This is a genomic window from Cupriavidus sp. UME77 (assembly GCF_014170355.1).
In the GTDB taxonomy this organism is placed as follows: Bacteria; Pseudomonadota; Gammaproteobacteria; order Burkholderiales; family Burkholderiaceae; genus Cupriavidus; species Cupriavidus basilensis.
On sequence record NZ_LZZU01000060.1, the window covers coordinates 160,197 to 184,986 of the forward strand.

21 protein-coding genes are annotated in these 24,790 nt (G+C 63.5%); 5 read left to right on the top strand and 16 right to left on the bottom strand.

What is annotated here, in order from left to right; translation table 11 throughout:
* Positions 1-395 precede the first annotated feature (395 nt).
* The 3 genes from infA to A9975_RS24445 all read left to right on the top strand — a co-directional run bounded on the left by infA (position 396) and on the right by A9975_RS24445 (position 2,492).
* Positions 396-617 carry a translation initiation factor IF-1 gene (gene infA / locus A9975_RS24435; RefSeq protein WP_006157708.1) on the top strand — a complete coding sequence of 74 codons (222 nt, stop codon included), beginning with the start codon at positions 396-398 and terminating at the stop codon, positions 615-617.
* Between the two features lie 406 nt (positions 618-1,023).
* The gene (locus A9975_RS24440; protein ID WP_150983323.1) at positions 1,024-1,500 is read left to right on the top strand and encodes a histidine phosphatase family protein; all 477 of its coding nucleotides are present in this window, start codon (positions 1,024-1,026) and stop codon (positions 1,498-1,500) included.
* A 137-nt stretch (positions 1,501-1,637) separates the two neighbouring features.
* The gene (locus A9975_RS24445) at positions 1,638-2,492 is read left to right on the top strand and encodes a GNAT family N-acetyltransferase (protein ID WP_082054896.1); all 855 of its coding nucleotides are present in this window, start codon (positions 1,638-1,640) and stop codon (positions 2,490-2,492) included.
* An 83-nt stretch (positions 2,493-2,575) separates the two neighbouring features.
* Here the strand turns inward: A9975_RS24445 and ppx are convergent, their stop codons facing one another.
* Positions 2,576-4,108 (bottom strand): exopolyphosphatase, encoded by a 1,533-nt coding sequence (gene ppx / locus A9975_RS24450; RefSeq protein WP_150983322.1) that lies wholly within the window; start codon positions 4,106-4,108, stop codon positions 2,576-2,578.
* A 145-nt stretch (positions 4,109-4,253) separates the two neighbouring features.
* Between ppx and ppk1 the strand changes: the two genes are divergently transcribed.
* Complete coding sequence (gene ppk1 / locus A9975_RS24455) at positions 4,254-6,377, top strand: polyphosphate kinase 1 (protein WP_183035034.1); 2,124 nt, start codon at positions 4,254-4,256, stop codon at positions 6,375-6,377.
* Positions 6,378-6,443: 66 nt separating this feature from the next.
* On the opposite strand, the gene phoR is transcribed toward ppk1, so the two are convergent.
* The 11 genes from phoR to A9975_RS24510 form a co-directional block, all read right to left on the bottom strand.
* Entirely contained in the window at positions 6,444-7,787 is a 1,344-nt protein-coding gene (phoR, locus tag A9975_RS24460) for a phosphate regulon sensor histidine kinase PhoR (RefSeq protein ID WP_150983320.1), read from the bottom strand.
* Between the two features lie 115 nt (positions 7,788-7,902).
* Positions 7,903-8,610: a phosphate regulon transcriptional regulator PhoB gene (gene phoB, locus A9975_RS24465; protein ID WP_043347578.1), complete on the bottom strand. Its 708-nt coding sequence runs from the start codon at positions 8,608-8,610 to the stop codon at positions 7,903-7,905.
* 23 nt (positions 8,611-8,633) lie between these two features.
* Positions 8,634-9,338 (bottom strand): phosphate signaling complex protein PhoU, encoded by a 705-nt coding sequence (gene phoU / locus A9975_RS24470; protein WP_150983319.1) that lies wholly within the window; start codon positions 9,336-9,338, stop codon positions 8,634-8,636.
* Between the two features lie 55 nt (positions 9,339-9,393).
* The gene (pstB, locus tag A9975_RS24475; RefSeq protein WP_043347586.1) at positions 9,394-10,182 is read right to left on the bottom strand and encodes a phosphate ABC transporter ATP-binding protein PstB; all 789 of its coding nucleotides are present in this window, start codon (positions 10,180-10,182) and stop codon (positions 9,394-9,396) included.
* A gap of 53 nt (positions 10,183-10,235) precedes the next feature.
* Positions 10,236-11,123 (bottom strand): phosphate ABC transporter permease PstA, encoded by an 888-nt coding sequence (pstA, locus tag A9975_RS24480; RefSeq protein WP_370565407.1) that lies wholly within the window; start codon positions 11,121-11,123, stop codon positions 10,236-10,238.
* 11 nt (positions 11,124-11,134) lie between these two features.
* Positions 11,135-12,100 carry a phosphate ABC transporter permease PstC gene (pstC, locus tag A9975_RS24485; protein WP_043347594.1) on the bottom strand — a complete coding sequence of 322 codons (966 nt, stop codon included), beginning with the start codon at positions 12,098-12,100 and terminating at the stop codon, positions 11,135-11,137.
* Between the two features lie 223 nt (positions 12,101-12,323).
* The gene (gene pstS / locus A9975_RS24490; RefSeq protein ID WP_183035036.1) at positions 12,324-13,358 is read right to left on the bottom strand and encodes a phosphate ABC transporter substrate-binding protein PstS; all 1,035 of its coding nucleotides are present in this window, start codon (positions 13,356-13,358) and stop codon (positions 12,324-12,326) included.
* A 284-nt stretch (positions 13,359-13,642) separates the two neighbouring features.
* Complete coding sequence (glmM, locus tag A9975_RS24495) at positions 13,643-14,989, bottom strand: phosphoglucosamine mutase (RefSeq protein ID WP_183035037.1); 1,347 nt, start codon at positions 14,987-14,989, stop codon at positions 13,643-13,645.
* An 88-nt stretch (positions 14,990-15,077) separates the two neighbouring features.
* Complete coding sequence (gene folP, locus A9975_RS24500; RefSeq protein WP_255503425.1) at positions 15,078-15,875, bottom strand: dihydropteroate synthase; 798 nt, start codon at positions 15,873-15,875, stop codon at positions 15,078-15,080.
* A 260-nt stretch (positions 15,876-16,135) separates the two neighbouring features.
* On the bottom strand, positions 16,136-18,019 hold the full coding sequence (gene ftsH, locus A9975_RS24505) for an ATP-dependent zinc metalloprotease FtsH (protein WP_150983315.1): 1,884 nt from the start codon (positions 18,017-18,019) through the stop codon (positions 16,136-16,138).
* Between the two features lie 104 nt (positions 18,020-18,123).
* On the bottom strand, positions 18,124-18,789 hold the full coding sequence (locus tag A9975_RS24510) for an RlmE family RNA methyltransferase (protein ID WP_043347605.1): 666 nt from the start codon (positions 18,787-18,789) through the stop codon (positions 18,124-18,126).
* Positions 18,790-18,984: 195 nt separating this feature from the next.
* Here A9975_RS24510 and A9975_RS24515 point away from each other — a divergent pair, with 195 nt between their 5' ends.
* Positions 18,985-19,482: a YhbY family RNA-binding protein gene (locus A9975_RS24515; protein ID WP_043347609.1), complete on the top strand. Its 498-nt coding sequence runs from the start codon at positions 18,985-18,987 to the stop codon at positions 19,480-19,482.
* A 77-nt stretch (positions 19,483-19,559) separates the two neighbouring features.
* On the opposite strand, the gene A9975_RS24520 is transcribed toward A9975_RS24515, so the two are convergent.
* The 4 genes from A9975_RS24520 to leuE all read right to left on the bottom strand — a co-directional run bounded on the left by A9975_RS24520 (position 19,560) and on the right by leuE (position 24,766).
* The gene (locus tag A9975_RS24520) at positions 19,560-20,063 is read right to left on the bottom strand and encodes a DUF4149 domain-containing protein (RefSeq protein ID WP_183035038.1); all 504 of its coding nucleotides are present in this window, start codon (positions 20,061-20,063) and stop codon (positions 19,560-19,562) included.
* Positions 20,064-20,073: 10 nt separating this feature from the next.
* Positions 20,074-20,547 (bottom strand): transcription elongation factor GreA, encoded by a 474-nt coding sequence (greA, locus tag A9975_RS24525; RefSeq protein ID WP_043352072.1) that lies wholly within the window; start codon positions 20,545-20,547, stop codon positions 20,074-20,076.
* A gap of 224 nt (positions 20,548-20,771) precedes the next feature.
* On the bottom strand, positions 20,772-24,020 hold the full coding sequence (carB, locus tag A9975_RS24530) for a carbamoyl-phosphate synthase large subunit (protein WP_183035039.1): 3,249 nt from the start codon (positions 24,018-24,020) through the stop codon (positions 20,772-20,774).
* A gap of 65 nt (positions 24,021-24,085) precedes the next feature.
* On the bottom strand, positions 24,086-24,766 hold the full coding sequence (gene leuE / locus A9975_RS24535; RefSeq protein ID WP_183035040.1) for a leucine efflux protein LeuE: 681 nt from the start codon (positions 24,764-24,766) through the stop codon (positions 24,086-24,088).
* Positions 24,767-24,790 lie beyond the last annotated feature (24 nt).

The following is a 24,790-nucleotide window of genomic DNA, read 5'->3' on the forward strand; positions in this document are numbered from 1 at the left end:
GTAACCGGGCGCCCTTGCCGAGAAATGCAGCCATCGCACTGCAGCGCAGTATCCAGCGCAGTTCGGCAAGCCACCGGGAACATCTTGCCCGCTTCATTGCCCCCGCGCCTATCACGGTAGCACGGCCGCATTAGCTTGCGGCCGCAACCGGCAAGGCAATCTGCCGGGCACTGACGCGCCCCCCCGGCGATTCCCTAACGTGGACTTTTTTGCACGCGCTTTTTTGCCGTGCCGGTCCGGGTCAGCTTGCCTCCCGCAACTTCAAGGCGCAACCAAGCAAGCCGGCGCTTGTCACTGCTGGCACCCGGACCTCGCGAGCATGCAGGCATGCCGGCGCTCGCCTCACCGGATTTACCTAAATTCATGCAGCTCAAGGCTGCCGTAAAGGAAGAAGATTGGCTAAGGAAGAACTTATCGAATTTGGCGGTGTTGTCTCGGAAGCCCTGCCGGACAATCGTTACCGCGTGACGCTGGAAAACGGCGTGGAAATCTGGGCCTATGCCTCGGGCAAGATGCAGAAGCACCGCATCCGCATTCTGGCTGGTGACCGCGTGACGCTGGAAATGTCGCCCTACGATCTGACCAAGGGCCGCATCAACTTCCGCCACAAAGTCTGATCTTCTTCCACACTCGCCCCCCCGGCGAGCGTTGCGCTAGACCGCATTCCAGGGCACCGCATCGCGGCGGTCCCGCCCTGGGAAACATCTGGCCATTGCTACCTGCACGCATCGTGCGTTGGTGGCTCCGCTGAAACAATCATGGTGGCTATTTCATCCTGATGCCTCAGGCCTGGAGCGCTGGTCGATGCCGGTGGCTTGTCGGCCATTGCCCCCCCTATCGCTTCATCCCAGGCTGCGGCAGCTTCCGCCATGTATGGCTCGCCACGTGCGTGTCATTTGGCAGAGCCATGCTGCGTTCCCGCCCGGTGTTTGCCCGTCTTGCACGCACCCGCGCGCGTGGCCATACTCGCAGTATCCATTTCCCGATTTCCCATTTCCCCTTTAGTTTGAGCACACCGCTCTCATGAACCTGATCCTGTGGCGTCATGCCGAAGCCGAAGAGTTGTCTGGCGCGCTTGGCTTTTCCCGCAATGCCGACCTGCAACGACCCCTGACCAAACGCGGACATAAGCAGGCGGATGCCTCCGCCGCATGGCTGCGCAGCCATCTGCCTCCCGGTACGCGGGTGGTCTGCAGCCCGGCCCTGCGTACGCGCGAAACCGCCGCCGCCCTGCGCGAGAATGCAGAGGTGTTGCCCGAGCTTGCCCCGGGTGCCGATGTCAGCGCGGTGCTGGCCGCGATCGACTGGCCCCAAGGCGCCGAGCACACCGTGCTGGTCGGGCACCAGCCTTGGCTTGGCCAACTCGCCAGTCTGCTGCTGGCGGGTTCGGAAATGAACTGGAGCGTGCGCAAGAGCGGCATCTGGTGGCTGTCGGGGCGCACGCGCGAAAGTGAATCGCAGGTCGTGTTGCGCGCTGTCATCAATCCGGAATTTCTCTAGCATTTTTTGGCACCCCGCAACGGTGCGGCCCGGCCTTTCGGGCCGCCGTCACTGAACCGTCACGACCGCTTCACGGCACTGTCACCTGCCCTCTCTACATTCGACCGCAACAGTTTCGTCACCGAAAGGACATACTGATGCGAGAGCTCCCGACGCCCACCCAGCCGTTGTTCGATTCCCTGCCCAGTGGCCTGTCAGGCCATTCGGCGCGGAGGCGTCTTCATCGCCAGCAACCTGCACAAGCACATGAACAAGCGCATGACCAGCCTGCTTTCAGCGTGGCGTGGGCGCGCCACCAGGATGAAGTAGAAGAAGCGCAGCGCCTGCGCTACAAGGTCTTCGCCGAAGAAATGGGCGCAAGGCTGAACCCGTCGAGGCCTGAACTCGACGTCGATATGTTCGACGCCTATTGCGACCACCTGATCGTTCGCGATACGGCCACGCTCAAGGTGGTTGGCACCTACCGCGTTATGGCGCCCCACCAGGCCAAGCGCATCGGCTGCCTCTATGCCGAGTCGGAATTCGACTTGGTGCGCCTGGCTCACCTGAAGCCCAAGATGGTGGAACTGGGCCGCTCGTGCGTGCACCGCGACTACCGCTCGGGCAGCGTGATCATGGCGCTGTGGGGTGGCCTGGGCGAGTACCTGCAGCGCTGGGGCATCGAGTCGATGCTGGGATGCGCGAGCGTGCCGATGAGCGATGGCGGCCACTATGCAGCCAGCCTGTACCGGGTCTTCGCCGAGCGCGCCCTGGCGCCGATCGAATATCACGCGTTCCCACGCCTGCCTCTGCCGATCGACGAGCTCAATCAGACGCTGGACGTAGAGCCGCCGGCGCTCATCAAGGGTTACCTGCGGCTAGGCGCGCGAATTTGCGGCATGCCGGCGTGGGATCCCGACTTCAACGTGGCGGACTTCCTCACGCTGCTGCGCGTAAACGACATGAACCCCCGCTATGCGCGCCACTTCCTTGGCCTGAACCGCGACGCCTGAGCCTGTGCGGGCGCTTGCCGCCCGCATTGGCCTGGCCTGCTGATCGAAACGGGGGCCGCTATCTGGCCGCCCCCGCGCTTTGCTCAGGCGTACACCACCTTGTAGCGCTTGCCGATGCGTTCCCACTCGTCGGCTTCTTGCGCCAGGCTGTATTCGACCAGCGGGTTGGCCTCGATCCAGGCCTTGGGCAAGCGAACCTCGAAACCTTCGTCCAGCCCATCCGAACGCTGGCCCACGGTGATCTCGGGCAGCGGCTCGTCGGCACGGCGCCGGCACAGCACGAACGCCAGGCGCAGGCTGAAGAGCATCCGCCAGTCGAGGAACTTGCCGCTGCCGGAAAGCTTGCCCAGCTTGCCGGCATGCCCGAGCAGCAGCGTTGCCAGCCGCGCCTGGTCGGTCTTCGAGAAGCCCGGCATGTCGGCGTGCGTAGCAATGTACGCCGAGTGCTTGTGGTAGCCGCTGTGCGAGATGGTCATGCCGATCTCATGCAGCCCGCCAGCCCAGCCCAGCAGTGCCAGGTTGTCGTCGCGGCGCTCATTGCGCGGCTCGGGAAACTGCGCCAGCAAACCCAGTGCCGCCTGGCGCACGCGCTGAGCTTGCGCGCGGTCGACGCCATAGCGGCGCATGAACTGATCCACGGTGATGGTACGCATGTCCTCGTGGTGCGTGCGGCCCAGCAGGTCGTAAAGCACACCCAGGCGCAGCGCACCGTCGGTGACGTCCATGCGATCGATGTCGAGCTCGGCGAACACGCCGAGCATGATCGACAGGCCACCTGGCAGCACGGGAATGCGGTCCGCCTTCAGGCCCACCAGCTTGACCCGGTTGGCATTCTCCGCCTTGACCAGCGCGCGCTTGAGGCGCTCCAGCCCTTCGCGGGTGATGCCGTGCTCGGCCGGGTTGTCGTTCATGCCATTGAGCTCGATCAGTTCGGCCAGCGCGCGCGCCGTACCGGACGAACCCACCGCCTGCTGCCAGCCGGCCGCCCGGTACTGGCGCACGAGCACCTGGATCTCCCTGCGCGCGGCCAGTTCCGCCTGCTTCATCGCGTAGTCATCGACGTTCCCGCTGGGGAAGAACTGGCGGCTATGCGAGACGCAGCCGATGTAGAGGCTCTCCATCAGCTTTGACGTGTAGCCGCTGCCGATGATGAACTCGGTCGAGCCGCCACCGATATCGACCACCAGCCGGTTGCCCGCACAGGCCGGCGCATCGTGCGAGGCGCCCAAGTAGATCAACCGCGCTTCTTCGCGCCCGGCAATCACTTCAATCGGGAATCCAAGCGCGTGCTCGGCCTCGATCAGGAATTCCGACGCGTTCTTGGCTACCCGCAGCGTATTGGTTGCCACCGCCCGCACCTGATCAGGGGAGAAATCGCGCAGTCGGTCGCCGAAACGCCGCAAGGCGTCGATGCCGCGCCGGCGGGCAGGCTGGTCCAGATACTTGTCCGGCGTCAGGCCCGCGGCAAGGCGCACCGGCTCGCGCAGCGCATCGACCTGGAATAGCTGGCTGGCCGGCCCGGATGCGGTCAGGCTCTCATCCACCCGCCCGATCATCAGGCGGAAGCTGTTTGAGCCCATGTCGACGGCGGCCAGCAAGCGAGGGGTTTGGTTCATCGCGGTAGGGGAATGTGGGTAAAAGCCGCAAGCCGCGGCGTAAATAACGGTGTCGGGCAGTCAGGTTCGCCCAACCGTAGAAAATATGTCTTTATCATGTCTACATCGTGACAAAATCACATTGTCATCAATTTGACATGATTCTATGAAAAAGTCGCCGCATTACCAAAAGAAGGTCATGCCTATGTCGACAAGCCCACCCGGCACGCTGCTCAACCGCGAAATGGGCATTCTGGAATTCAATACGAGAGTCATGGCACAGGCAGCTGACGCCAACGTGCCGCTGCTCGAACGTCTGAAATTCATCTGTATTGTTTCAAGTAATCTGGACGAGTTCTTCGAGATCCGCATGGCCGGCTTGAAGGAGCAGATGCGCGACAATCCTTCCGGCATCACGCCCGACGGCCTTTCCTTGCAGCAGGCATACCAGATTGTCACGGAGCGCGTGCAAAAGCTGGTGGCCATGCAGTATGACATGCTGCAAAACGTGATTTTCCCCCTGTTGGAGAAAGAAGGGGTGTTCTTTCACCTCGCCTCCACCTGGAACGAGGCGCAGCGCGAATGGGCGCGCGGCTTCTTCACGCGCGAACTCGGCCCGGTCCTGACGCCGATCGCGCTGGACCCGGCCCACCCCTTCCCGCGGGTGCTCAACAAGAGCCTGAATTTCGTCATTGAATTGTCGGGCAAGGATGCCTTCGGCCGCGAGGCCGACCTGGCCATCGTGCAGGCGCCCCGCGCACTGCCGCGCGTAGTCAGGATGCCCGAGGAACTCTCGGGCTATCCCTACGGATTTGTGCTGCTGTCGTCCTTCATGCAAGCCTTCGTGCATGAGCTGTTCCCCGCTATCAAGGTCAACGGCTGCTATCAGTTCCGCGTCACCCGCAACTCTGACCTGTTCGTGTCGGAGGACGATATCACGGACCTGCGCGAGGCACTGCAAGGCGAGCTGCCGACCCGCCACTTCGGCGACACCGTGCGCCTGGAAATCTCGTCCGACACCCCGCCGGCCATGGCACGCCGCCTGCTGCTCGAATCCGGCCTGGGCGAGCAGGACGTGTACCGCGTGAGCGGCCCGGTCAACCTGGTGCGGCTGATGCAGATCCCCGACCTGGTCGACCGCCCTGCCCTCAAGTACCCGCCGCACGTGCCGGCGCCGGTCAAGGTGTTTGCGCCCGGCGCTTCGATGTTCGACGCGATCCGCCAGCAGGACGTGCTGCTGCACCATCCCTACGAGAGCTTCAGCTCCGTGCTTGACCTGCTGCAGCAGGCCGCCGTCGACCCTGCCGTGGTAGCCATCAAGCAGACCGTCTACCGCACCGGCAACGAGTCGCCGGTGATGGAGGCGCTGATGACCGCGGCGCGCAATGGCAAGGAAGTCACGGTGGTGGTGGAACTGCTGGCGCGCTTTGACGAGGAAACCAACATCAACTGGGCCGAGCGGCTCGAATCGGCCGGCGCGCACGTGGTCTACGGTGTGGTTGGCCACAAGTGCCATGCCAAGATGCTGCTGATGGTGCGCCGCGAACTGGAAGGTGCCAAGAGCAAGCAGTTCAAGCTGCGCCGCTACGCGCACCTGGGCACCGGGAACTATCATCCGCGCACCGCGCGCCTGTACACCGATTTCGGCCTGCTCACCGCCAACGAGAAGATCTGCGAGGACGTCCAGCACGTGTTCCAGCTGCTAACGGGCACTGCGGGCACCATCCGCCTGAATCACCTGTGGCAGTCGCCGTTCACCATGCAGAGCAATCTGGTGGAGCATATCCGCGCGGAGGCCCGCAACGCCCGCGCCGGCAAGCCCGCGCGCATCATGGCCAAGATGAATGCGCTGCTGGAACCATCCATCATCGACGAGCTGTACAAGGCATCACGCGCCGGCGTGAAGATCGACCTGATCATCCGTGGGGTGTGCGCGCTGCGCCCAGGAGTGCCCGGCCTGTCGGAGCACATCACGGTGCGCTCCATCGTCGGGCGCTTCCTCGAGCATCATCGGGTCTATTACTTCCTGGCCGGTGGCACGGAGGTGGTCTACCTATCCAGCGCGGACTGGATGGACCGCAACCTGTTCCGTCGCGTCGAGGTGGCATTCCCGGTGCTGGACAAGGTACTGAAGGCGCGGGTCATCAAGGAGAGCCTGCGGGTGCATCTGCAAGACAATGCCTCCGCATGGCTCATGCAGCCCGACGGCAGCTACATCCGCAAGCACACCAAGTCCAAGCAGCCGCACGTCAGCCAGAACGACCTGCTGGCCCTGTTCGGCAGCGCCTGAGGGCGAGGTTGGCACGGCGCGCCTCGCGTGCGCCATGCCATGCACGACGCGGCGAGCAGGCGCTGCTCAGGCCGCCTTCTGCGGCGACTGTCCCGGTCGCGGCAAGGCGCTAGGCATATAGCCGCTGCGATCGACCGGGAAGACCACGCGGAACACGCTGCCGCGCCCCACTTCGCTGGTGATGCGCAGGTCGGCATGGTGGCGCGACAGCACATGCTTGACAATGGCGAGCCCGAGGCCGGTCCCACCGGTGTCGCGCGAACGGCTGCGGTCGACCCGGTAGAAACGCTCGGTGAGGCGCGGGATATGGTCGGCGGCAATGCCCAGCCCCGTATCGGTGACCGAGAAGATGGCGTGCTCGTTCTCGTAGTTCAGCGCGATGCTGATGCGCCCGCCCTCCGGCGTATAGCGCACCGCATTGGAAACCAGATTCCCAAAGGCCGAAAGCAGTTCACGCTCCGCACCGCGGATCGTGACGGCCGGATCGATCTGCGCAGAGATCTGGTGCTCGCCCTGGGACAGCGCCTCGGCATCGTGCACGAGATGCGCAACCAGCTCGGCCAGATCGATCCGGTCCTGGCTCGGCGGCTGCTCGTCGCTTTCCAGCTTGGCCAGCACCAGCAAGTCCTCGACCAGGTGCTGCATGCGCATGGACTGCACCAGCATCATGTCGAGGTAGCGGTTGCGATCCTGCTCAGACACAGGCAGGTCGCGCACCGTTTCCAGGAAGCCGGTCAGCACCGTCAGTGGTGTCTTCAGTTCGTGAGAGACGTTGGCGACGAAATCCCTGCGCATCGCCTCGGTGTTCTCCACCTTGGTGATGTCGTGTGTCAGCACCAGCTTGCGGCTTTCGCCATAAGGCAGGATCTGCACAGCGATCACACTGCGCTTGTGCTCGCCCATGTCGCGCATCACGAGCGGCTCATCGAAACGCTGCAAGTGCAGGTACTGGACGAATTCCGGCCGGCGGATCAGGTGGGTGATGCGCTGGCGCACGTCGCGCCGCGCATTGAGGCCAAAATGCTGCTCAGCCACATCGTTGCACCATTCGATCTGGTCGGCATCATCCAGCATCAGAACGCCATTGGGCGACGCCTGGATAGCCTGGATAAAGCGGGTATGTTGCTGCTCGACCTGCAACACCTGGGTGCGCCAGCGCTTGACCAGGCGATGCAGGCGGTAATACACCTCGCCCCATAGCCCCAGCGCGCTGGGAATCTCGCCATAGGCTGGCGCATCCAGCACTTTCCAGAGCCGGTTGATCTGGTAGATGTAATAGAGCAGATGCCCCAGCAACCCAACGCACAGCACGGCCAGCGCGGGCACGGGGCCAAGCAAGAAGTACAGCCCCGCCGAAGCCAGGGCCAGGAAAATCAGGATGGCCGCCGAACGGGCCCAGATGACGTTCATGAAGAAGTGAGAAGGTCAGGCAGGCGGCAAGACCGCATGGAATGCGGTGGAGTGTGCCACGAAACGGGCAAACTGTAACAGGCGCCACGCCGGAAGCGACGTGGCAAGCCTGCGATCAGTGGCTGGGCGCGCGAGCCAGGCGGTAGCCGCTGCCGCGCACCGTCTCGATCATGTTGCTGTAGCCGCCGGGGGTCAGCGCGGCGCGCAGGCGCTTGATGTGCACGTCGACGGTCCGCTCTTCCACGAACACGTGATCACCCCAGACCTGGTCCAGCAGCTGCGAACGGCTGTGAACGCGCTCCGGATGCGTCATCAAGAAGTGCAGCAGACGGAACTCGGTAGGACCCAGGTCCAGCTTGATCAGGCCAGATTCATCCTGGCCGGTGACCCGATGCGTGGCCGGGTCAAGGCGCAGGCCATTGATGGCAACGACGTCGTCGGTCAGTTGCGGGGCGCGGCGGCGCAGCACGGCCTTGATGCGGGCCAGCAGTTCCTTGGGCGAGAACGGCTTGGTGACGTAGTCGTCCGCGCCGGCCTCGAGTCCCAGCACCTTGTCCTGCTCCTCGCTGCGCGCGGTAAGCATGATGATCGGAATCTGCTTGGTGCGGTCGTTATTGCGCAGTTCCTTGGCGAAGGTCGCTCCCGACTTGCCCGGGAGCATCCAGTCGAGCAGCACCAGGTCGGGCAGCACATCGCTCATCAGCGACAGCGCCTGCTCGGCGTTATAGGCCCGGATCGGATAATGTCCCGCGTGTTGCAGGTTGACCGCGATCAGTTCGGCAATCGCGGGTTCGTCTTCGACAACAAGAATGCTGCTTGGCATGTAATTTTCTCCGCGGTGGCGCCTTAACTCAGCGCTTCGCGCTCCATGTCCTCACGCGAGGCGTGGCGGACGTCGGTTCCCTTGACGATGTAGATGATGAATTCAGCGATGTTCTTGGCGTGGTCGCCAATGCGCTCGATCGCCTTGGCGATAAAGAGGAAATCCAGCGCGACCGAGATCGTGCGCGGGTCTTCCATCATGTAGGTGATGAGCTTGCGCACGAACCCACGGAATTCGTCGTCGATGGCCTTGTCGTCCTTGACGATCCGGGCGGCAGCCACGGTGTCCAGGCGCGCAAAGGCGTCGAGTGCCTGGCGCAGCAGCGCGATGGCCAGATCGCCCGAGAGCTTCACCTCGGAGTAATTGATCTGGTGGGCGCCCGCGTCTTCCATGATGTGCTTGGTGCGCTTGGCGATTTTCTCCGCCTCGTCGCCGGCGCGCTCCAGGTTGGTGATGGTCTTGGAAATCGCCATCACCAGGCGCAGGTCGCGCGCAGTCGGCTGCCGGCGCGCGATGATGTTGCCGCAATCGGCATCGATCTCGAGTTCCAGGGCATTGAGGTGCTGCTCGCGCGCGATGACCTGGTCGGCCAGGCCCGCGTCGAACTCAGAAAGCGCCCGCATGGCGTTTTCGATCTGCGACTCGACCAGACCGCCCATCTGCAGCAATTTCGTGCTGATGGCGTTGAGGTCGGCGTCGAATTGGGTCGACAGATGCTTGTCAGACATGTTGTTCTCCTAGCCGCTCTATTCGTATGCTATGCGTTATGTGCGCAACGCTCAATCAGCCGAAACGGCCGGTGATGTAGTCTTCGGTTTCCTTGCGATGCGGCTTGATGAAGATCTTCTCGGTCTCGCCGAACTCGATCAGTTCCCCCAGGTACATATACGCGGTGTAGTCCGAGCAGCGCGCGGCTTGCTGCATGTTGTGGGTCACGATCACCACCGTGTACTCGTCCTTCAGTTCCGCGATCAGTTCTTCGATGCGGCCGGTCGAGATCGGGTCAAGTGCGGAGCACGGTTCATCCAGCAACAGCACTTCGGGGCGGATGGCGATGCCGCGCGCGATGCACAAGCGCTGCTGCTGGCCGCCGGACAGGCCGTAGCCCGACTGGTTGAGCTTGTCCTTGGCTTCGTTCCACAGTGCCGCCTTGGACAGCGCCCATTCCACGCGGTCGTCCATCTCGGAGCGAGACAGCTTCTCGAACAGGCGCACCCCAAAGGCGATATTGTCATAGATCGACATGGGGAACGGCGTGGGTTTCTGGAACACCATGCCAACCTTGGCACGCAGCAGAGCGATGTCCTTCTTGGCGGTCAGCAGGTTCTCGCCATCCATGTTGATCTCGCCCTCGGCACGCTGCTCCGGATAGAGCGCGTACATCTTGTTGAAGGTGCGCAACAGCGTCGACTTGCCGCAGCCGGACGGACCAATGAAGGCCGTTACCTTGCGCTCGGGAATCGACATGTTGACGTTCTTCAGCGCATGGAACTGGCCGTAGTAGAAGTTCAGGTTGCGCACGTCGATCTTGGCGCGGGTCGTGTCGGGAATGTCGATGACGGTCGAGGTCATGCTCGTCTCTCGCAAAGAATTTGGGGTAGGCCGTGCGGCTATCGCGCTGCCGGTCATTTCTTGAACAGCATGCGTGCCAGGATATTGAGCGCCAGCACACCAACGGTAATCAGGAACACGCCGGCCCAGGCCAGTTGCTGCCACTCGACGAACGGGCTCATGGCGAAGCGGAAGATGGTCACCGGCAGGTTCGCCATCGGCTTGTTCAGGTCGCTGGTCCAGAACTGGTTGGACAAGGCCGTGAACAGCAGCGGCGCGGTCTCGCCGGCGATACGCGCAACCGCCAGCAGCACGCCGGTGACGATGCCTGCATACGACGACTTCACCGTGATCGACAGCACCATCTTCCACTTGGGCGTGCCGAGCGCGAAGGCAGCTTCGCGCAGCGCATTGGGGACCAGGTTCAGCATGTTCTCGGTCGTGCGCACCACGATCGGAATCTGCAGCAACGCCAGCGCGCAGATGCCGGCCCAGGCGGAGAAATGGCCCATGCGGGTCACCACCAGCGCGTAGACGAACAGGCCGATCACGATCGACGGCGCCGACAGCAGGATGTCATTGATAAAGCGGATGAAACTGGCCAGCGGCGACGTCTTGCCGTATTCGGCCAGGTAGATGCCAGCCAGGATGCCCAAGGGCGTTCCGCACAGCGTGGCGAGGCCCACCATCACGAAGCTGCCGTAGATCGCATTGGCCAGGCCACCGCCGGCGGTATTCGGCGCCGGCGTCATCTGCGTGAACAGATCCATCGACAGGCCGCCCACTCCCAGCGAAATGGTGGTCCACAGGATCCAGGCCAGCCAGAACAGACCGAACCCCATGGCGCCCAGCGACGCGGTCAGGGCATAGAAATTGGTGCGGCGGCGCCGTGCCTGCAGGCGCGTGCGCGTGGCATCCGCATCCGGACTGACTGCCGGAATCGACGTGGAGGAGGAAGACATGGCGGCTTGGCTCATTTTGCACCCTCGCTCTTGGCCAGGCGGAGCAACAGGATCTTGGACAGCGCCAGGACCACGAACGTGATGAAGAACAGGATCAGGCCAAGCTCCATCAGTGCGGCGGTATGCAGGCCAGCGCCGGCTTCGGCGAACTCATTGGCCAGCGCCGAGGTAATGCTGTTGCCCGGCGAGAACAGCGAGGCGTTGTCCAGCAGGTTGGTATTGCCGATCACGAAGGTGACCGCCATGGTCTCGCCCAGCGCGCGGCCCAGGCCCAGCATCACGCCGCCGATCACGCCGGCACGGGTGAAGGGCAGCACCACGCGCCACATCACTTCCCACGTGGTGCAGCCGATGCCATAGGCCGATTCCTTGAGCAACACCGGGGTCACTTCGAACACATCGCGCATCACGGACGCGATGTAGGGAATGATCATGATGGCCAGGATCACGCCGGCGCACAGCAGGCCGATACCCAGGGGCGCACCCTGGAACAGCTTGCCGATCAGCGGCACCTGGCCCACGGTGGCGGCCAGCGGCTTCTGGAAGTACTCGCCGAAGATCGGCGAGAAGACCAGCAGGCCCCACATGCCGTAGACGATCGAGGGTACGGCGGCCAGCAATTCGATGGCGGTGCCGAGCGGGCGGCGCAGCCAGGCCGGCGACAGCTCGGTCAGGAACAGCGCGATGCCAAAGCTGATGGGCACCGCGATGATCAGGGCGATCAGGGAGGTGACGATGGTGCCGTAGATCGGCACCAGCGCGCCATAGACGTCCGCGGGTGGATCCCACTCGGCGGTCCACAGGAAGCGCAGGCCGAAGGCCTCGATGGAAGGCCAGGCGCTGATCGCGAGCGAAACGATGATGCCGCCAAGCAGCAGCAAGGTCACGATGGCAGCGCCGCGCGTCAGGCCACCAAACAGGATGTCACCGGTACGGCTAGGCGGCCGTACTGCGGATAGATCGGATGTAGTCGCCATGATGTGGTATTGGAGTTCGTTTAGTAGGCTGCTGGCTAGCCGCGCCGACCGCTCGGGCCGATCGGCCCCTTGCATTGCGTCGTGCTTGCTCGCGCGGGTTGCCGCGTTTGCTGCGCTTCTTCTACTGCTTCTGCTTCTACTGCTTTGCTGTCTTCAATGCCGCCGGTCCGGCGCCCCTGGGACGCCGGACCGGCATGGCGCGGCTGCCATGGCAGCCCGCCGATCAGTTGTACAACGCCTTGCCCGAACCGTCCTTGACCGAGTTCTTCCAGGTCGCGCGGATCTGGTTCACCACGGCGTCCGGCAGCGGTACATAGTCAAGTTCGCTGGCCATGTTGCCGCCGCTCTTGTACGCCCAGTCGAAGAACTTCAGCACTTCGGCGCCCTGCGCTGCCTTTTCCTGGTTCTTGTGCACCAGGATGAAGGTCGCGCCGGCGATCGGCCATGCCGTCTTGCCCGGTTCGTTGGTCAGGATCTGGTAGTAGGTCTTGCTCCAGTCGGCGCCTGCTGCTGCTGCCTTGAAGCCGTCGTCACCAGGCTGAACCACTGCGCCGGCAGCGTTCTTCATGTTCAGGTGGGTCATCTTGTTCTGCTTGGCGTAGGCGTACTCGACGTAGCCGATGGCGCCATTCAGGCGTTGTACGAAAGCGGCCACGCCTTCGTTACCCTTGCCGCCGGTGCCGCCGCCCGGCCAGTTGACCGTGGTGCCCTCGCCCACCGAGCTCTTCCAGTCCGGGCTGACCTTGGACAGATAGTTGGTGAAGATGAAGGTGGTGCCCGAACCATCGGCGCGGCGCACCGGCAGGATGTCCTGGCTCGGCAGCTTGGCGTGCGGGTTCAGTGCCTTGATGGCGGGATCGTCCCACTTCTTGATCTTGCCCAGGTAGATGTTCGCCAGCACTTCGCCGGTGATGGTCAGCTCACCCGGCTTGATGCCTTGCAGGTTGATCACCGGCACCACGCCGCCGATCACCGTGGGAAACTGCACCAAGCCTTGCTTGGCCAGCTCTTCGTCCTTCAGGGGCGCGTCGGAGGCACCGAAATCGACAGTCTTGGCGCCGATCTGCTTGATGCCGCCAGACGAGCCGATGGATTGATAGTTGACCTTGTTACCCGTTGCTTTCTGGTATGCGTCGGCCCACTTGGAATACACGGGCGCCGGGAAAGAAGCGCCAGCACCGGTAATTTCCGCCGCGAACGCAGTGCCCGCCACCACCAACGACACGATGCCTGCTACGGCAGTCTTGACCAGCTTCATATGTCCTCCAGAGACATGGTTGGGGAATGACAATTTTTTGACAACTCGAACTTTAAGCCCCGACTATGACAATTCCATGACATCACGAAATCTTCTCTAAAGTTCGCGAGGCCAGCCTCTCTCAGCACATCGATCGGCGCGCCAGCCATGTCCGTCTCGACCCGTCTCCGGCCTTCCGCAAGCCCAAAAATTTGCGGTTAAATGCTTTTCTAAAGAAAAAAACGCCGGGCAGCAGCCCGGCGTCTCAGCAACAGCTAGTGACGATGAAGCAGAAGCGGTTGCGCTCAGGCCCGCAAAGCGTCCGCCAGCGTCTGGGCTGCCTGCTCCGCGGTCTCGACCTTCTCGGCTTCGACCATCACCCGCACCACCGGCTCGGTCCCCGATGCTCGGATCAATACCCGGCCCCGGCCCTCGAGTTGCGGCTCGATCACGGCGCGCGCCGCGCTCAGGCCCGCGTGGGACTGCCAGTCAAAGCCCTTTTCCACGCGCACATTGATCAGCGTTTGCGGGAACAGCGAAACGCCTTCCAGCAATTGCGACAGGGTCTTGCCGCTACGGCGCAACGCGGCCAGCACCTGCAACGCGGAGACGATGCCGTCGCCGGTAGTGTGGCGGTCCAGGCAGAGCAGATGGCCCGAGCCCTCGCCGCCCAGCGTCCACTTGCGCTTGTTCAGCTCTTCCAGCACATAGCGGTCGCCCACCTTGGCGCGCACGAACTCCACGCCCTGGCGCTTGAGCGCGAGCTCCACCGCCATATTGGTCATCAGCGTGCCCACCGCGCCCTCCACGGCCTGGCCCGCCTGCAGGCGGTCCTGGACGATCAGGTACAGCAGTTCATCCCCGTTAAACAGGCGTCCGTCGCGGTCCACCACCTGCAGGCGGTCCGCGTCGCCGTCGAAGGCCAGGCCGAGATCGGCGCCATTGGCCTTGACCGCTTCGATCAGTTTTTCCGGGGCCGTCGCACCGTAGCCGGCGTTGATGTTGCGGCCATCCGGCTGGTTGCCGATCGAGATCACGTCGGCGCCAAGCTCATGGAAGACGTGCGGAGCAATGTGATAGGCGGCGCCATGCGCGCAGTCCACCACCAGCTTGAGCTTGTGCAGGTCTTGCTCGTAGGGGAACGTGCTCTTGCAGAATTCGATGTAGCGGCCAGCGGCATCCTCGATGCGGCGCGCGCGGCCGAGATCGTCCGAGCGCACGCAGACCATCGGCTCTTCCAGCGCTTGCTCGATTGCCATTTCCACGGCGTCCGGCAGCTTGTCGCCATCGGCAGAGAAGAACTTGATGCCGTTGTCATAGTACGGGTTGTGGCTGGCGGAGATCACCACGCCTGCCGACAAGCGTAGCGCACGCGTGAGATAGGCCACGCCCGGTGTCGGCAGCGGCCCCGTCAGCAGCACGTTGACGCCAGCCGAGGTAAAGCCGGCCTCTAGCGCGGCCTCCAGCATATAGCCGGAAATGCGCGTGTCCTTGCCGATCAGTACGGTCGGACGCGCCTGATCTTGCTGCTTCGCGCCATGGGCGAGCACCATGCCCGCCGCATAGCCCAGGCGCATCACGAAGTCGGGCGTGATCGGCGCCTCGCCAACCCTGCCACGAATCCCGTCCGTGCCGAAATACTTGCGTGTCATATGGTCAATCTCCCGTTGTTCGGTGTTGCGGATGCCGAATGCTAAAGGCTAAGCGCGCAATGCTGGATGCCCGTAGTCAAAACAAATGTTAACAGGCAATAGTTTCATGACGGATGGCCCACCAGATCTTGAGCGCATCCACAGTTTGTTCCACGTCGTGCACACGCACGATATACGCCCCGCGTTCCGCGGCGCACACTGCCGCTGCCAGGCTGGCGGCGATCCGCTGCTGCGGCGGCCGCCCGCCCAGGATCGCGCCGAGCGTCGACTTGCGCGACAGGCCAACCAGCAAGGGCAGGCCATCCACCGCCAGTTGCGGCAACTGGCCCAGCAGCTGCAGATTATGATCCGGCGCCTTGCCAAAGCCAAAGCCCGGATCGAGCGTGATGCGGCTTTCAGCCACGCCGGCGGCGCGCAATGCATCCACCCGCTCGCGCAGGAAACCAGCCACCTCTTGCACCACATCCTCGTACTGGGGTTGCTCCTGCATGGTCTGTGGATCGCGCTGCATATGCATCACGCAAAGTCCGGCCTGCCCCGCCTGTGCCTCACTCACCGCCTCGACGGCACCAGGCATGCGAAAGCCCCAGATGTCATTGATCAGGTCCGCCCCGGCAGCCAGCGCCGCGCGCATGACTTCCGGCTTGTAGGTATCGATGGAGAGCGGCCGGCCACAGTCGCGCAGCGCCTCGACCATCGGCAGCACGCGCGCCAGCTCCTCGTCCAGCGGCAATGCCGCCGACCCCGGCCGGCTGGACTCGCCGCCAATATCAATGATGTCCACGCCTTCGGCAATCATGCGCTCGGCGTGGCGCAAGGCGGCATCGCGGCCTGCATGCTGGCCACCATCGGAAAAGGAATCGGGGGTGACGTTCAGGATGCCCATCACCAGCGGACGACGGTCGCGCGCGAAGCGGTAGCGGCCGCACTGGAAACTCGAATCGGTTGAGATCGGTGACAAGATGCGAAAGGACAAAAGCCAGGAAAGTGGAAAACCGTTGCGCGACGTACGCGCCTGCAAAGAAAAAAGCCGGCGCACAAGGCGCCGGCTTCAGGCTTGGTGAACGACCGCTACAACCACGACAACCGCGCCAGCGCGCTACGGATTACCGGAGCGCCAGTGACAACATCGTGCCGGCCATCCGCTCAGGCCGTGGCCGGAGCGTTGGTCGGGGCCACCGGCGAGCCACCCGACGGGGTGTTGCCACCACCGTTCTGGCTGGACGCGCCACGCGGCGGCCGCGGCGGCTTGCCCGCCATGATGTCGTTGACCTGGTCCGCATCGATGGTTTCCCATTCCATGAGGGCTGCGGTCATGGCTTCGACCTTGTCGCGGTTTTCTTCGAGCAGGCGCTTGGCCAGACCATATTGCTCGTCGACGATGCGGCGGATTTCCGCATCGACCTTGACCTGGGTAGCTTCCGACACCGTCTTGGAGGACATCTTGCCGAACATGCCATCCTGCTCGGTATCCACGTAGACCATGGTGCCCAGGGTGTCGCTCATGCCGAAGCGGGTGACCATGTCGCGAGCCGTTTTGGTGGCGCGCTCGAAGTCATTGGAAGCACCGGTGCTCATGGCGTTGAGGAAGACCTCTTCCGCCGCGCGGCCGCCAAACAGGATGGCGATCTCGTCAAGCATGTTGTCCTTGTACTTCGAGTACTTGTCGTGCTCCGGCAGCTGCCAGGTCACGCCCAGTGCCCAGCCGCGCGGCATGATGGTGACCTTGTGCACCGGATCCGCCTTGGGCAGCAGCTTCGCCACCACCGCATGGCCGGACTCGTGGTACGCGGTTGCGCGGCGTTCTTCCTCGCGCATGACCGTGGACTTGCGCTCCGGGCCCATGTAGATCTTGTCCTTGGCGTCCTCGAAGTCCTGCATGTCGACCACGCGCTTGCTGCGGCGGGCGGCGAACAGCGCGGCTTCGTTGACCAGGTTGGCCAGGTCGGCGCCGGAGAAGCCCGGGGTACCACGTGCGATCACCGAGGCATCGACGTCGTTGCCGATCGGCACCTTGCGCATGTGAACCTTGAGGATCTGCTCGCGGCCGCGGATGTCGGGCAGGCCGACATACACCTGACGGTCGAAACGGCCCGGGCGCAGCAGCGCCTTGTCGAGGACGTCCGAACGGTTGGTCGCGGCGATCACGATCACGCCCGAGTTGGCCTCGAAACCGTCCATCTCCACCAGCATCTGGTTGAGGGTCTGCTCGCGCTCGTCGTTGCCGCCGCCCATGCCGGCGCCGCGGTGACGGCCGACCGCATCGATTTCGTCGATGAAGACGATGCAGGGCGCCTGCTTCTTGGCATTCTCGAACATGTCGCGGACACGGGCCGCGCCCACGCCGACGAACATTTCAACGAAATCCGAGCCCGAGATGCTGAAGAACGGCACCTTGGCTTCGCCGGCGATGGCACGCGCCAGCAGCGTCTTGCCGGTGCCTGGAGGGCCAACCAGCAGCACACCGCGCGGGATACGACCGCCCAGCTTCTGGAATTTCTGCGGATCCTTGAGGAAGTCCACCAGTTCGATCACTTCTTCCTTGGATTCGTCGCAACCAGCGACATCCTGGAAAGTGACTGCATTCTGGTTTTCATCGATCAGGCGCGCGCGCGACTTGCCGAAGGAGAAGGCACCGCCTTTCCCGCCGCCCTGCATCTGCCGCATCATGTAGAACCAGAACACGATGATCAGCAGGGTGGGCCCGAGGTAATACAGGGCCTGCACCAGCATGTTGGGCTCGTCGTCTGCCTTGCCGGTAACCTGGACGCCGAACTTCATCAGGTCGCCAACCATCCAGATGTCGCCCGGCGAAATGATGGTGTACTTCTGCCCTTCCTTGGGCGTCACCACCAGATTGCGGCCTTGCACGTCAACCCGGCCCACCTTGCCGGCCTTGGCATCATCCATGAACTGCGAATAGGTGACGCCTTCCTGCGTGCGGGGCTTGTCGAACTGCTTGAAGACGGTAAACAACACCAGCGCGATCACGAGCCAGATTGCCGCCTTTTGAAACAGGTTGTTATTCAAGGCCAAACTCCTTTACGAACGCCTTGCCAACGGGATAGCTGCATTGTAATGCAGCGCCCGGCGTCGGGGTAAAAAGCAAATTCATCGAAGCGATAGGCACCGCCTCACCCCGCCGACTTGAGGAAACGCCCAAGAATGAAGGTCTCGGAAGACTTATCGCGTGACGCCTTGGGCTTGCGTTTGGCGACCACCTTGAACTGGCGTTTGAACTTCTCCACGATCTGGCTGTAGCCGCTGCCATGGAAACACTTTACCAGCAATGAGCCCTCCGGCTTCAGATGGGCCTGGGCAAATTCCAGCGCCAGGTCACATAAGTAATCGATACGAGCCGCATCGGCAAAGGCTACACCGGACAAATTGGGGGCCATGTCCGACAAAACAAGATCAATCTTCGCGCCGCCGGACGCTTGCAGCACGATTTCCTCCAACTGGCGGAAAACATCCTCCTCGCGGAAGTCACCCTGGATAAATGTGACGTCGGCGACAGCTTCCATGGGCAACAGATCGATGGCAATCACCGCGCCGTCGATGCCGCCGTCCTTGGCGCGCGAAGATGCCGCCAGCTTGTTGCGGGCGTACTGGCTCCAGCTGCCGGGGGCCGCGCCGAGGTCGACAATGACCTGGCCGGGGCGGATCAGCTTGTCCTGCTCGTCGATCTCCTTCAGCTTATACGCTGCGCGGGCGCGGTAGCCCTCGCGCTGCGCCAATTTGACGTAGGGATCGTTGATATGGTCGTGCAACCACGCCTGATTGAATTTGTTCTTGGCCATTCCGGATACATCTGTATGGAGAAAAACGCCGCCGGCCCGCGGCCGCCCGTGCGTTTTTCACTCGTTTTGCTGTTTTTGCAGCCTGACCGCGCCAGTTTGACGGATAATACGCGCCGATTCGCTTTTTCGGCACTTCGGTGCCTTGGTTTGCGCACCACTTGCGCGCCCATTTGCGCCCTCGCCTGCGCTTTACTTATGCCCGCTCTTCAACTTATTCCCGCCCAGCGTTCAGAACTCCGCTCCCGTGCCCATGGCCTTAATCCGGTCGTGATGATCGGCGGCGAAGGTCTGACGCGTCCCGTCCTGGCCGAAATCGACCGTAGCCTGGCATCTCATGACCTGATCAAGATCCGCGTATTCGGCGACGACCGCGAAAGCCGCATCGCCATGTACGAAACCATCTGCGAAGATCTGGACGCCGCTCCGATCCAGCATATCGGCAAGCTGCTGGTGGTATGGCGCCCGGGTCCGGCCGTCCTGAAGGAAAATCGTCCGCAGGAACTGGGCCGCTTGGCCCCGCGGGGCGGCGCCGCCCCGCGCACTGTCACGGTCAAGAAGCCTAGCGCCGCGCCCAATCGGCGCCCCAAGCGCTCGCAAGTGACGGTGCTGGGCAATGAACGCGTCACCGCCGGCGGCAACGTCAAGCGCGCGCGCGTCCGCCCGACCAGCCAGAAGAAGAAAGCGCTCGACTAATGTCGAAGCCATGCCAGCGCGCCCGCCCGGGCCGCCGGCATGGCAAGGGACAGCGCCCTGGGCTCGCCCCTTGCGCCTCACTCGCCAGCCGAGCGCGGCGCCGCTGCGCGCCACACGGTGACCAGCGCCAGCAAGCTGTGCACCAGGTAGAACACGCTGGACACTCCATGCAGCATGCCGAATTGCCCTTTATAGGGCGACTCGGACACGCCCACGCCAAGCGCCGTCGCCTTCTCCTTCAGGCTTTCCATGAAGGGCTGGATACCGAAATACCCCGCCAGCACGCACAGCAGCATGCCCAGCACAAGCCAGCGCAGGCCGCGATAGCGTCCCGCGCCACGGCGGATCATCAGGTTGCACAGCGCCAGCTGCAGCACGCCGACCACCACGCCCAGGATGGCCTCGGTCCGGAACAGTTGCCCGGCGATCAAGCCTGCCGTCTCGCGGCTGGGCAGCACGGAAAACAACGTCGGGGCCACCATGTAGCCCACTGTCCACAGACTGCCGGCCCAGACCACGGTCAGCAGGAGGAAGATCCGATGCGGCAGCGGCGGCAGGCTCGAATAGGAGGAAGAGAACACGCAGCCTCGTTCAGACGTAGCGAACCGTGATGACTTCGTATTCGCGCTCGCCGCCAGGGGCCAGCACGATCGCCACATCGCCCTCGAACTTGCCGATCAGCGCACGCGCGATCGGCGAGCTGACGGAAATCTTGCCGCTATCCAGGTCGGCCTCGTCGTCGCCGACGATCTGGTAGCTCACGGGCTTGCCCGATTCCAGGTCTTCGAGGTCGACGGTCGCGCCAAACACGATGCGGCCATCAGTATCGAGCTGGGTCGGGTCGATGACCTGCGCCGCCGACAGCTTGGACTCCACCTCGATGATCCGGCCTTCGATAAAGGCCTGCTTTTCCTTGGCGGCATCGTATTCGGCGTTCTCGGAGAGGTCGCCTTGCGCACGTGCTTCGGAAATGGCGTTGATCACGGCGGGACGTTCGACGGCCTTCAGGCGCTGCAGTTCCTCTTTCAGCAGCTCGGCACCGCGCTTGGTAATCGGAATGCTCATGTCTTCGTTCAGCAAAAAAATGAGCCGCAGCGGAGCAGGAACCATGCGCCGGCATCACTGCCCGGGGCACTTCCGCTCAACCGCGGCTTTGAGGTTGTCAGGTTGTATCGACGGTTAGATCGACGAAATTGCTGTTAGTTTAGGCCAAGACGGCCGCCCGCAGCAACTGCGGGCGGCCCGGAGGCCTTCAGCCGTCCACTCTACCGTCTTTCGGTCTTCGCGCCTCAGGGCAGCGAGGCGTGCAGGCTTTGCAGGTCATAGACCTCCAGGCTCTGCATGTGCTTGAGGCCCTCCACCGCGGCGCGCGCGCCGGCGATCGTGGTGTAGTAAGGCACCCGGCTGGCCAGCGCCGAGATGCGGATCGAGCGCGAGTCGGCGATGGCGGTACGGGTTTCGTCCACGGTGGTGAACACCAGCGCCAGCTCGCCGTTCTTGAGCATGTCGACGATGTGCGGACGGCCGTCCTTCACCTTGTTGACCACGCGCACCGGGATGCCAGCGGCTTCGATGGCCGACGCGGTGCCGCGGGTGGCGACAATCGGGTAGCCCATGTCGTGCAGCATGCGCGCCACGCCAACCGCGTGCGGCTTGTCGCTGTCCTTGACGGTCAGCAACACAGTGCCCTTCTCCGGCAGGCGCGAGCCCGCGGCGAGCTGGCTCTTGAAGAGGGCTTCGCCGAAGGTCTTGCCCACGCCCATCACCTCACCGGTGGAGCGCATCTCTGGTCCAAGCACCGGGTCGACACCGGGGAACTTGTTGAAGGGGAACACCGCTTCCTTGACGCTGAAGTACGGGGGCACCACTTCGTCGAACACGCCTTGCGAGTCGAGCGTCTGGCCTGCCATGCAGCGCGCGGCGATCTTGGCCAGCGACAGGCCGGTGGCCTTGGACACATAAGGCACGGTACGCGAGGCGCGCGGGTTCACTTCCAGCACGTAGACGATATCCTCGCCATTGACTTGCTGGATGGCGAACTGCACGTTCATCAGGCCGATCACATTGAGGGCCTTGGCCATCGCCGCGGTCTGGCGCTTGAGTTCGTCCACGGTGGCTTGTGCCAGCGAGTAAGGGGGCAGCGAGCAGGCGGAGTCGCCCGAGTGCACGCCGGCTTGCTCGATATGCTCCATCACGCCGCCGATAAACACGCGCTGGCCGTCGCACAGGGCATCGACGTCGCACTCGATGGCGTCGTTCAGGAAGCGGTCCAGCAGCACCGGGGAGTCGTGCGACACCTTGACGGCTTCACGCATGTAGCGCTCGAGGTCGCGCGGCTCATGCACGATTTCCATCGCGCGGCCACCCAGCACGTACGACGGGCGCACCACCAGCGGATAACCGATCTCGGTGGCCAGGCGCAGTGCTTCGTCCTCGGCACGGGCGGTGCGGTTGGGCGGCTGGCGCAGGCCCAATTCATGCAGCAGCTTCTGGAAACGCTCGCGGTCTTCCGCGGCATCGATCATGTCGGGGCTGGTGCCGATGATGGGCACGCCGTTGGCTTCCAGGTCCAGCGCCAGCTTCAGCGGGGTCTGGCCGCCGTACTGCACGATCACGCCGACGGGCTTTTCGCGGTCGACGATTTCCAGCACGTCTTCGAGCGTCAGCGGCTCGAAGTAGAGGCGGTCCGAGGTGTCGTAGTCGGTCGACACGGTTTCCGGGTTGCAGTTGACCATGATGGTCTCGTACCCGTCTTCGCGCAGTGCCAGCGCGGCGTGCACGCAGCAGTAGTCGAACTCGATGCCCTGGCCGATCCGGTTCGGGCCGCCGCCCAGCACCATGATCTTGCGATTGGTGGTGGGGTCGGCTTCGCACTCGCCATGCTCGGCTTCATACGTGCCGTACATGTAGGCGGTATTGGTGGCGAACTCGGCAGCGCAGGTGTCCACGCGCTTGTACACCGGGCGCACGCCGGCGGCATGGCGCGCAACGCGCACGGCCGCGGGCTCGGCGCCCATCAGCTTGGCCAGGCGGCGGTCCGAGAAACCCTTCTGCTTCAGGTGACGCAGCTCGGCGGCCGACAGGCTGTCCAGCTTGCGTGCCTTGACCAGGGTCTCGGTCTTGACGATGTCTTCGATCTGGGCCAGGAACCACGGGTCGATGGCGGTCTCGGCGTGCACTTCTTCCAGCGACATGCCGATGCGGAAGGCGTCGCCCACGTACCAGATGCGGTCCGGGCCGGCTTCGCCGATTTCCTCGACGATCTCGTCGCGGTCGGTGGACTTGTCGTCCAGGCCGTCCACGCCCACTTCCAGGCCGCGCAGGGCCTTCTGGAACGATTCCTGGAAGGTACGGCCCATGGCCATCACTTCACCCACGGACTTCATCTGGGTGGTCAGGTGGCTGTCGGCCTGCGGGAATTTCTCGAAGGCGAAACGCGGCACCTTGGTGACCACGTAGTCGATCGACGGCTCGAACGAGGCCGGGGTCGCGCCGCCGGTGATCTCGTTCTTCAGCTCGTCCAGCGTGTAGCCCACTGCCAGCTTGGCGGCGACCTTGGCGATCGGGAAGCCGGTAGCCTTGGAGGCCAGCGCCGACGAACGCGACACGCGCGGGTTCATTTCAATCACGATCATGCGGCCATCGGCCGGGTTGATCGAGAACTGCACGTTGGAGCCGCCGGTATCGACGCCGATCTCGCGCAGCACCGCCAACGAGGCGTTACGCAGGATCTGGTATTCCTTGTCGGTCAGGGTCTGGGCGGGTGCCACCGTGATGGAGTCGCCGGTGTGGATGCCCATCGGGTCCAGGTTCTCGATCGAGCAGATGATGATGCAGTTGTCCTTTTTGTCGCGGACCACTTCCATCTCATACTCTTTCCAGCCCAGCAGCGACTCTTCGATCAGCAGTTCGCGGGTCGGCGAGAGATCCAGGCCGCGCTTGCAGATTTCCTCGAATTCTTCGCGGTTGTAGGCAATGCCGCCGCCGGAGCCGCCCAGCGTGAAAGACGGGCGGATCACGATCGGGTAGCCGCCGGTGGCGGTTTCCTTGGCAATCTGCGTCTGCACGGCCAGCGCTTCTTCCATCGAGTGGGCGATGCCGGACTTGGCCGAGCCCAGGCCGATCTTGGTCATCGCTTCCTTGAACTTCTGGCGATCCTCGGCCTTGTCGATGGCCTCCGGCGACGCGCCGATCAACTCGACGTTGTACTTTGCCAGCACGCCATGGCGATGCAGATCCAGCGCGCAGTTCAGCGCGGTCTGGCCGCCCATGGTCGGCAGGATGGCGTCGGGACGCTCTTTTTCAATGATGCGCTCGACCACTTCCCAGGTGATCGGCTCAATGTAGGTCACATCGGCCGTGTTGGGATCGGTCATGATCGTGGCCGGGTTCGAATTCACCAGCACGACCTTGAAACCTTCCTCGCGCAGCGCCTTGCAGGCCTGGGCGCCGGAATAGTCGAACTCGCACGCCTGCCCGATGATGATGGGGCCGGCGCCGATGATCAGGATGCTCTTTATGTCTGTGCGCTTTGGCATTGCACGCTCTCATTATTGGCCGGTCCGCACAATCGCGCGGACCGCACCGGATATCAGGATTCGATTCAGTTCAGGGTGGCCGTCGCCAGCTTGGCGCCGAAGCCGATGAACATGGCGCCTACCCCGCTCGCCATGCCCGCAGACAGGCGTCGTCGGCGGCGAAATGCTTCGGCCAGCCTGGCGCCCACGAAGATGATCGCGGTCAGGTAGGCGAAGCTGCACAACTGGCACACCAGCCCCAGCGCGACAAACGACAGCGCCGGGTAGCCGAACTGCGGATCGACGAACTGGATGAAGAAGGAGATGAAGAACAGGATGGCCTTGGGGTTGAGCAGGCTCACCACCAGCGCCTTGCGAAACGGGCTGACCGCGCGGTCCACAGGCGTTTCGGCCTGCGCCGCCGTCCCGCCATCGCCGCCACGGCTCAACCATGCGCGCACGGCACCGCGCAGCATCTGGAAACCGATCCAGCCCAGATAAGCGGCACCGATGTACTTCACCACGTAGAACAAGGCGGGGCTGGCTTTGAGCAGCGAGGCCACGCCCGCCGCCGACAGCACCATCAGGATGGCGTCCCCCAGGAACACCCCGCAGGCACCCTTGTAGCCTTCGCGCACGCCGCGTTGCGCCGCAACGGATAGCACATACATCGAGTTCGGCCCCGGCAGCAGCACGATAAAAATCGTGCCGAGCACAAAGGTCCAGAAATCGGTAATGCCCAGCGCGGTATGCATGAAGGCGTTCATCGGGTCGTCCTGCGGTCTGCTTGT

Excerpts from the sequence above, each read along its gene's own strand:
- A9975_RS24510 (WP_043347605.1), bottom strand. The coding sequence starts at position 18,789 with ATGGCCAAGAACAAATTCAATCAGGCGTGGTTGCACGACCATATCAAC.
- pstB (WP_043347586.1), bottom strand. The coding sequence starts at position 10,182 with ATGACCTCGACCGTCATCGACATTCCCGACACGACCCGCGCCAAGATC.
- A9975_RS24445 (WP_082054896.1), top strand. The coding sequence starts at position 1,638 with ATGCGAGAGCTCCCGACGCCCACCCAGCCGTTGTTCGATTCCCTGCCC.
- greA (WP_043352072.1), bottom strand. The coding sequence starts at position 20,547 with ATGAGCATTCCGATTACCAAGCGCGGTGCCGAGCTGCTGAAAGAGGAA.
- folP (WP_255503425.1), bottom strand. The coding sequence starts at position 15,875 with ATGGGCATCCTGAACGTCACCCCCGATTCCTTTTCCGATGGTGGCCAG.
- leuE (WP_183035040.1), bottom strand. The coding sequence starts at position 24,766 with ATGAACGCCTTCATGCATACCGCGCTGGGCATTACCGATTTCTGGACC.
- phoU (WP_150983319.1), bottom strand. The coding sequence starts at position 9,338 with ATGTCTGACAAGCATCTGTCGACCCAATTCGACGCCGACCTCAACGCC.
- ppx (WP_150983322.1), bottom strand. The coding sequence starts at position 4,108 with ATGAACCAAACCCCTCGCTTGCTGGCCGCCGTCGACATGGGCTCAAAC.
- pstC (WP_043347594.1), bottom strand. The coding sequence starts at position 12,100 with ATGGCGACTACATCCGATCTATCCGCAGTACGGCCGCCTAGCCGTACC.
- ppk1 (WP_183035034.1), top strand. The coding sequence starts at position 4,254 with ATGAAAAAGTCGCCGCATTACCAAAAGAAGGTCATGCCTATGTCGACA.
- glmM (WP_183035037.1), bottom strand. The coding sequence starts at position 14,989 with ATGACACGCAAGTATTTCGGCACGGACGGGATTCGTGGCAGGGTTGGC.
- pstA (WP_370565407.1), bottom strand. The coding sequence starts at position 11,123 with ATGTCTTCCTCCTCCACGTCGATTCCGGCAGTCAGTCCGGATGCGGAT.
- phoB (WP_043347578.1), bottom strand. The coding sequence starts at position 8,610 with ATGCCAAGCAGCATTCTTGTTGTCGAAGACGAACCCGCGATTGCCGAA.
- carB (WP_183035039.1), bottom strand. The coding sequence starts at position 24,020 with ATGCCAAAGCGCACAGACATAAAGAGCATCCTGATCATCGGCGCCGGC.
- A9975_RS24440 (WP_150983323.1), top strand. The coding sequence starts at position 1,024 with ATGAACCTGATCCTGTGGCGTCATGCCGAAGCCGAAGAGTTGTCTGGC.
- pstS (WP_183035036.1), bottom strand. The coding sequence starts at position 13,358 with ATGAAGCTGGTCAAGACTGCCGTAGCAGGCATCGTGTCGTTGGTGGTG.
- phoR (WP_150983320.1), bottom strand. The coding sequence starts at position 7,787 with ATGAACGTCATCTGGGCCCGTTCGGCGGCCATCCTGATTTTCCTGGCC.
- A9975_RS24515 (WP_043347609.1), top strand. The coding sequence starts at position 18,985 with ATGCCCGCTCTTCAACTTATTCCCGCCCAGCGTTCAGAACTCCGCTCC.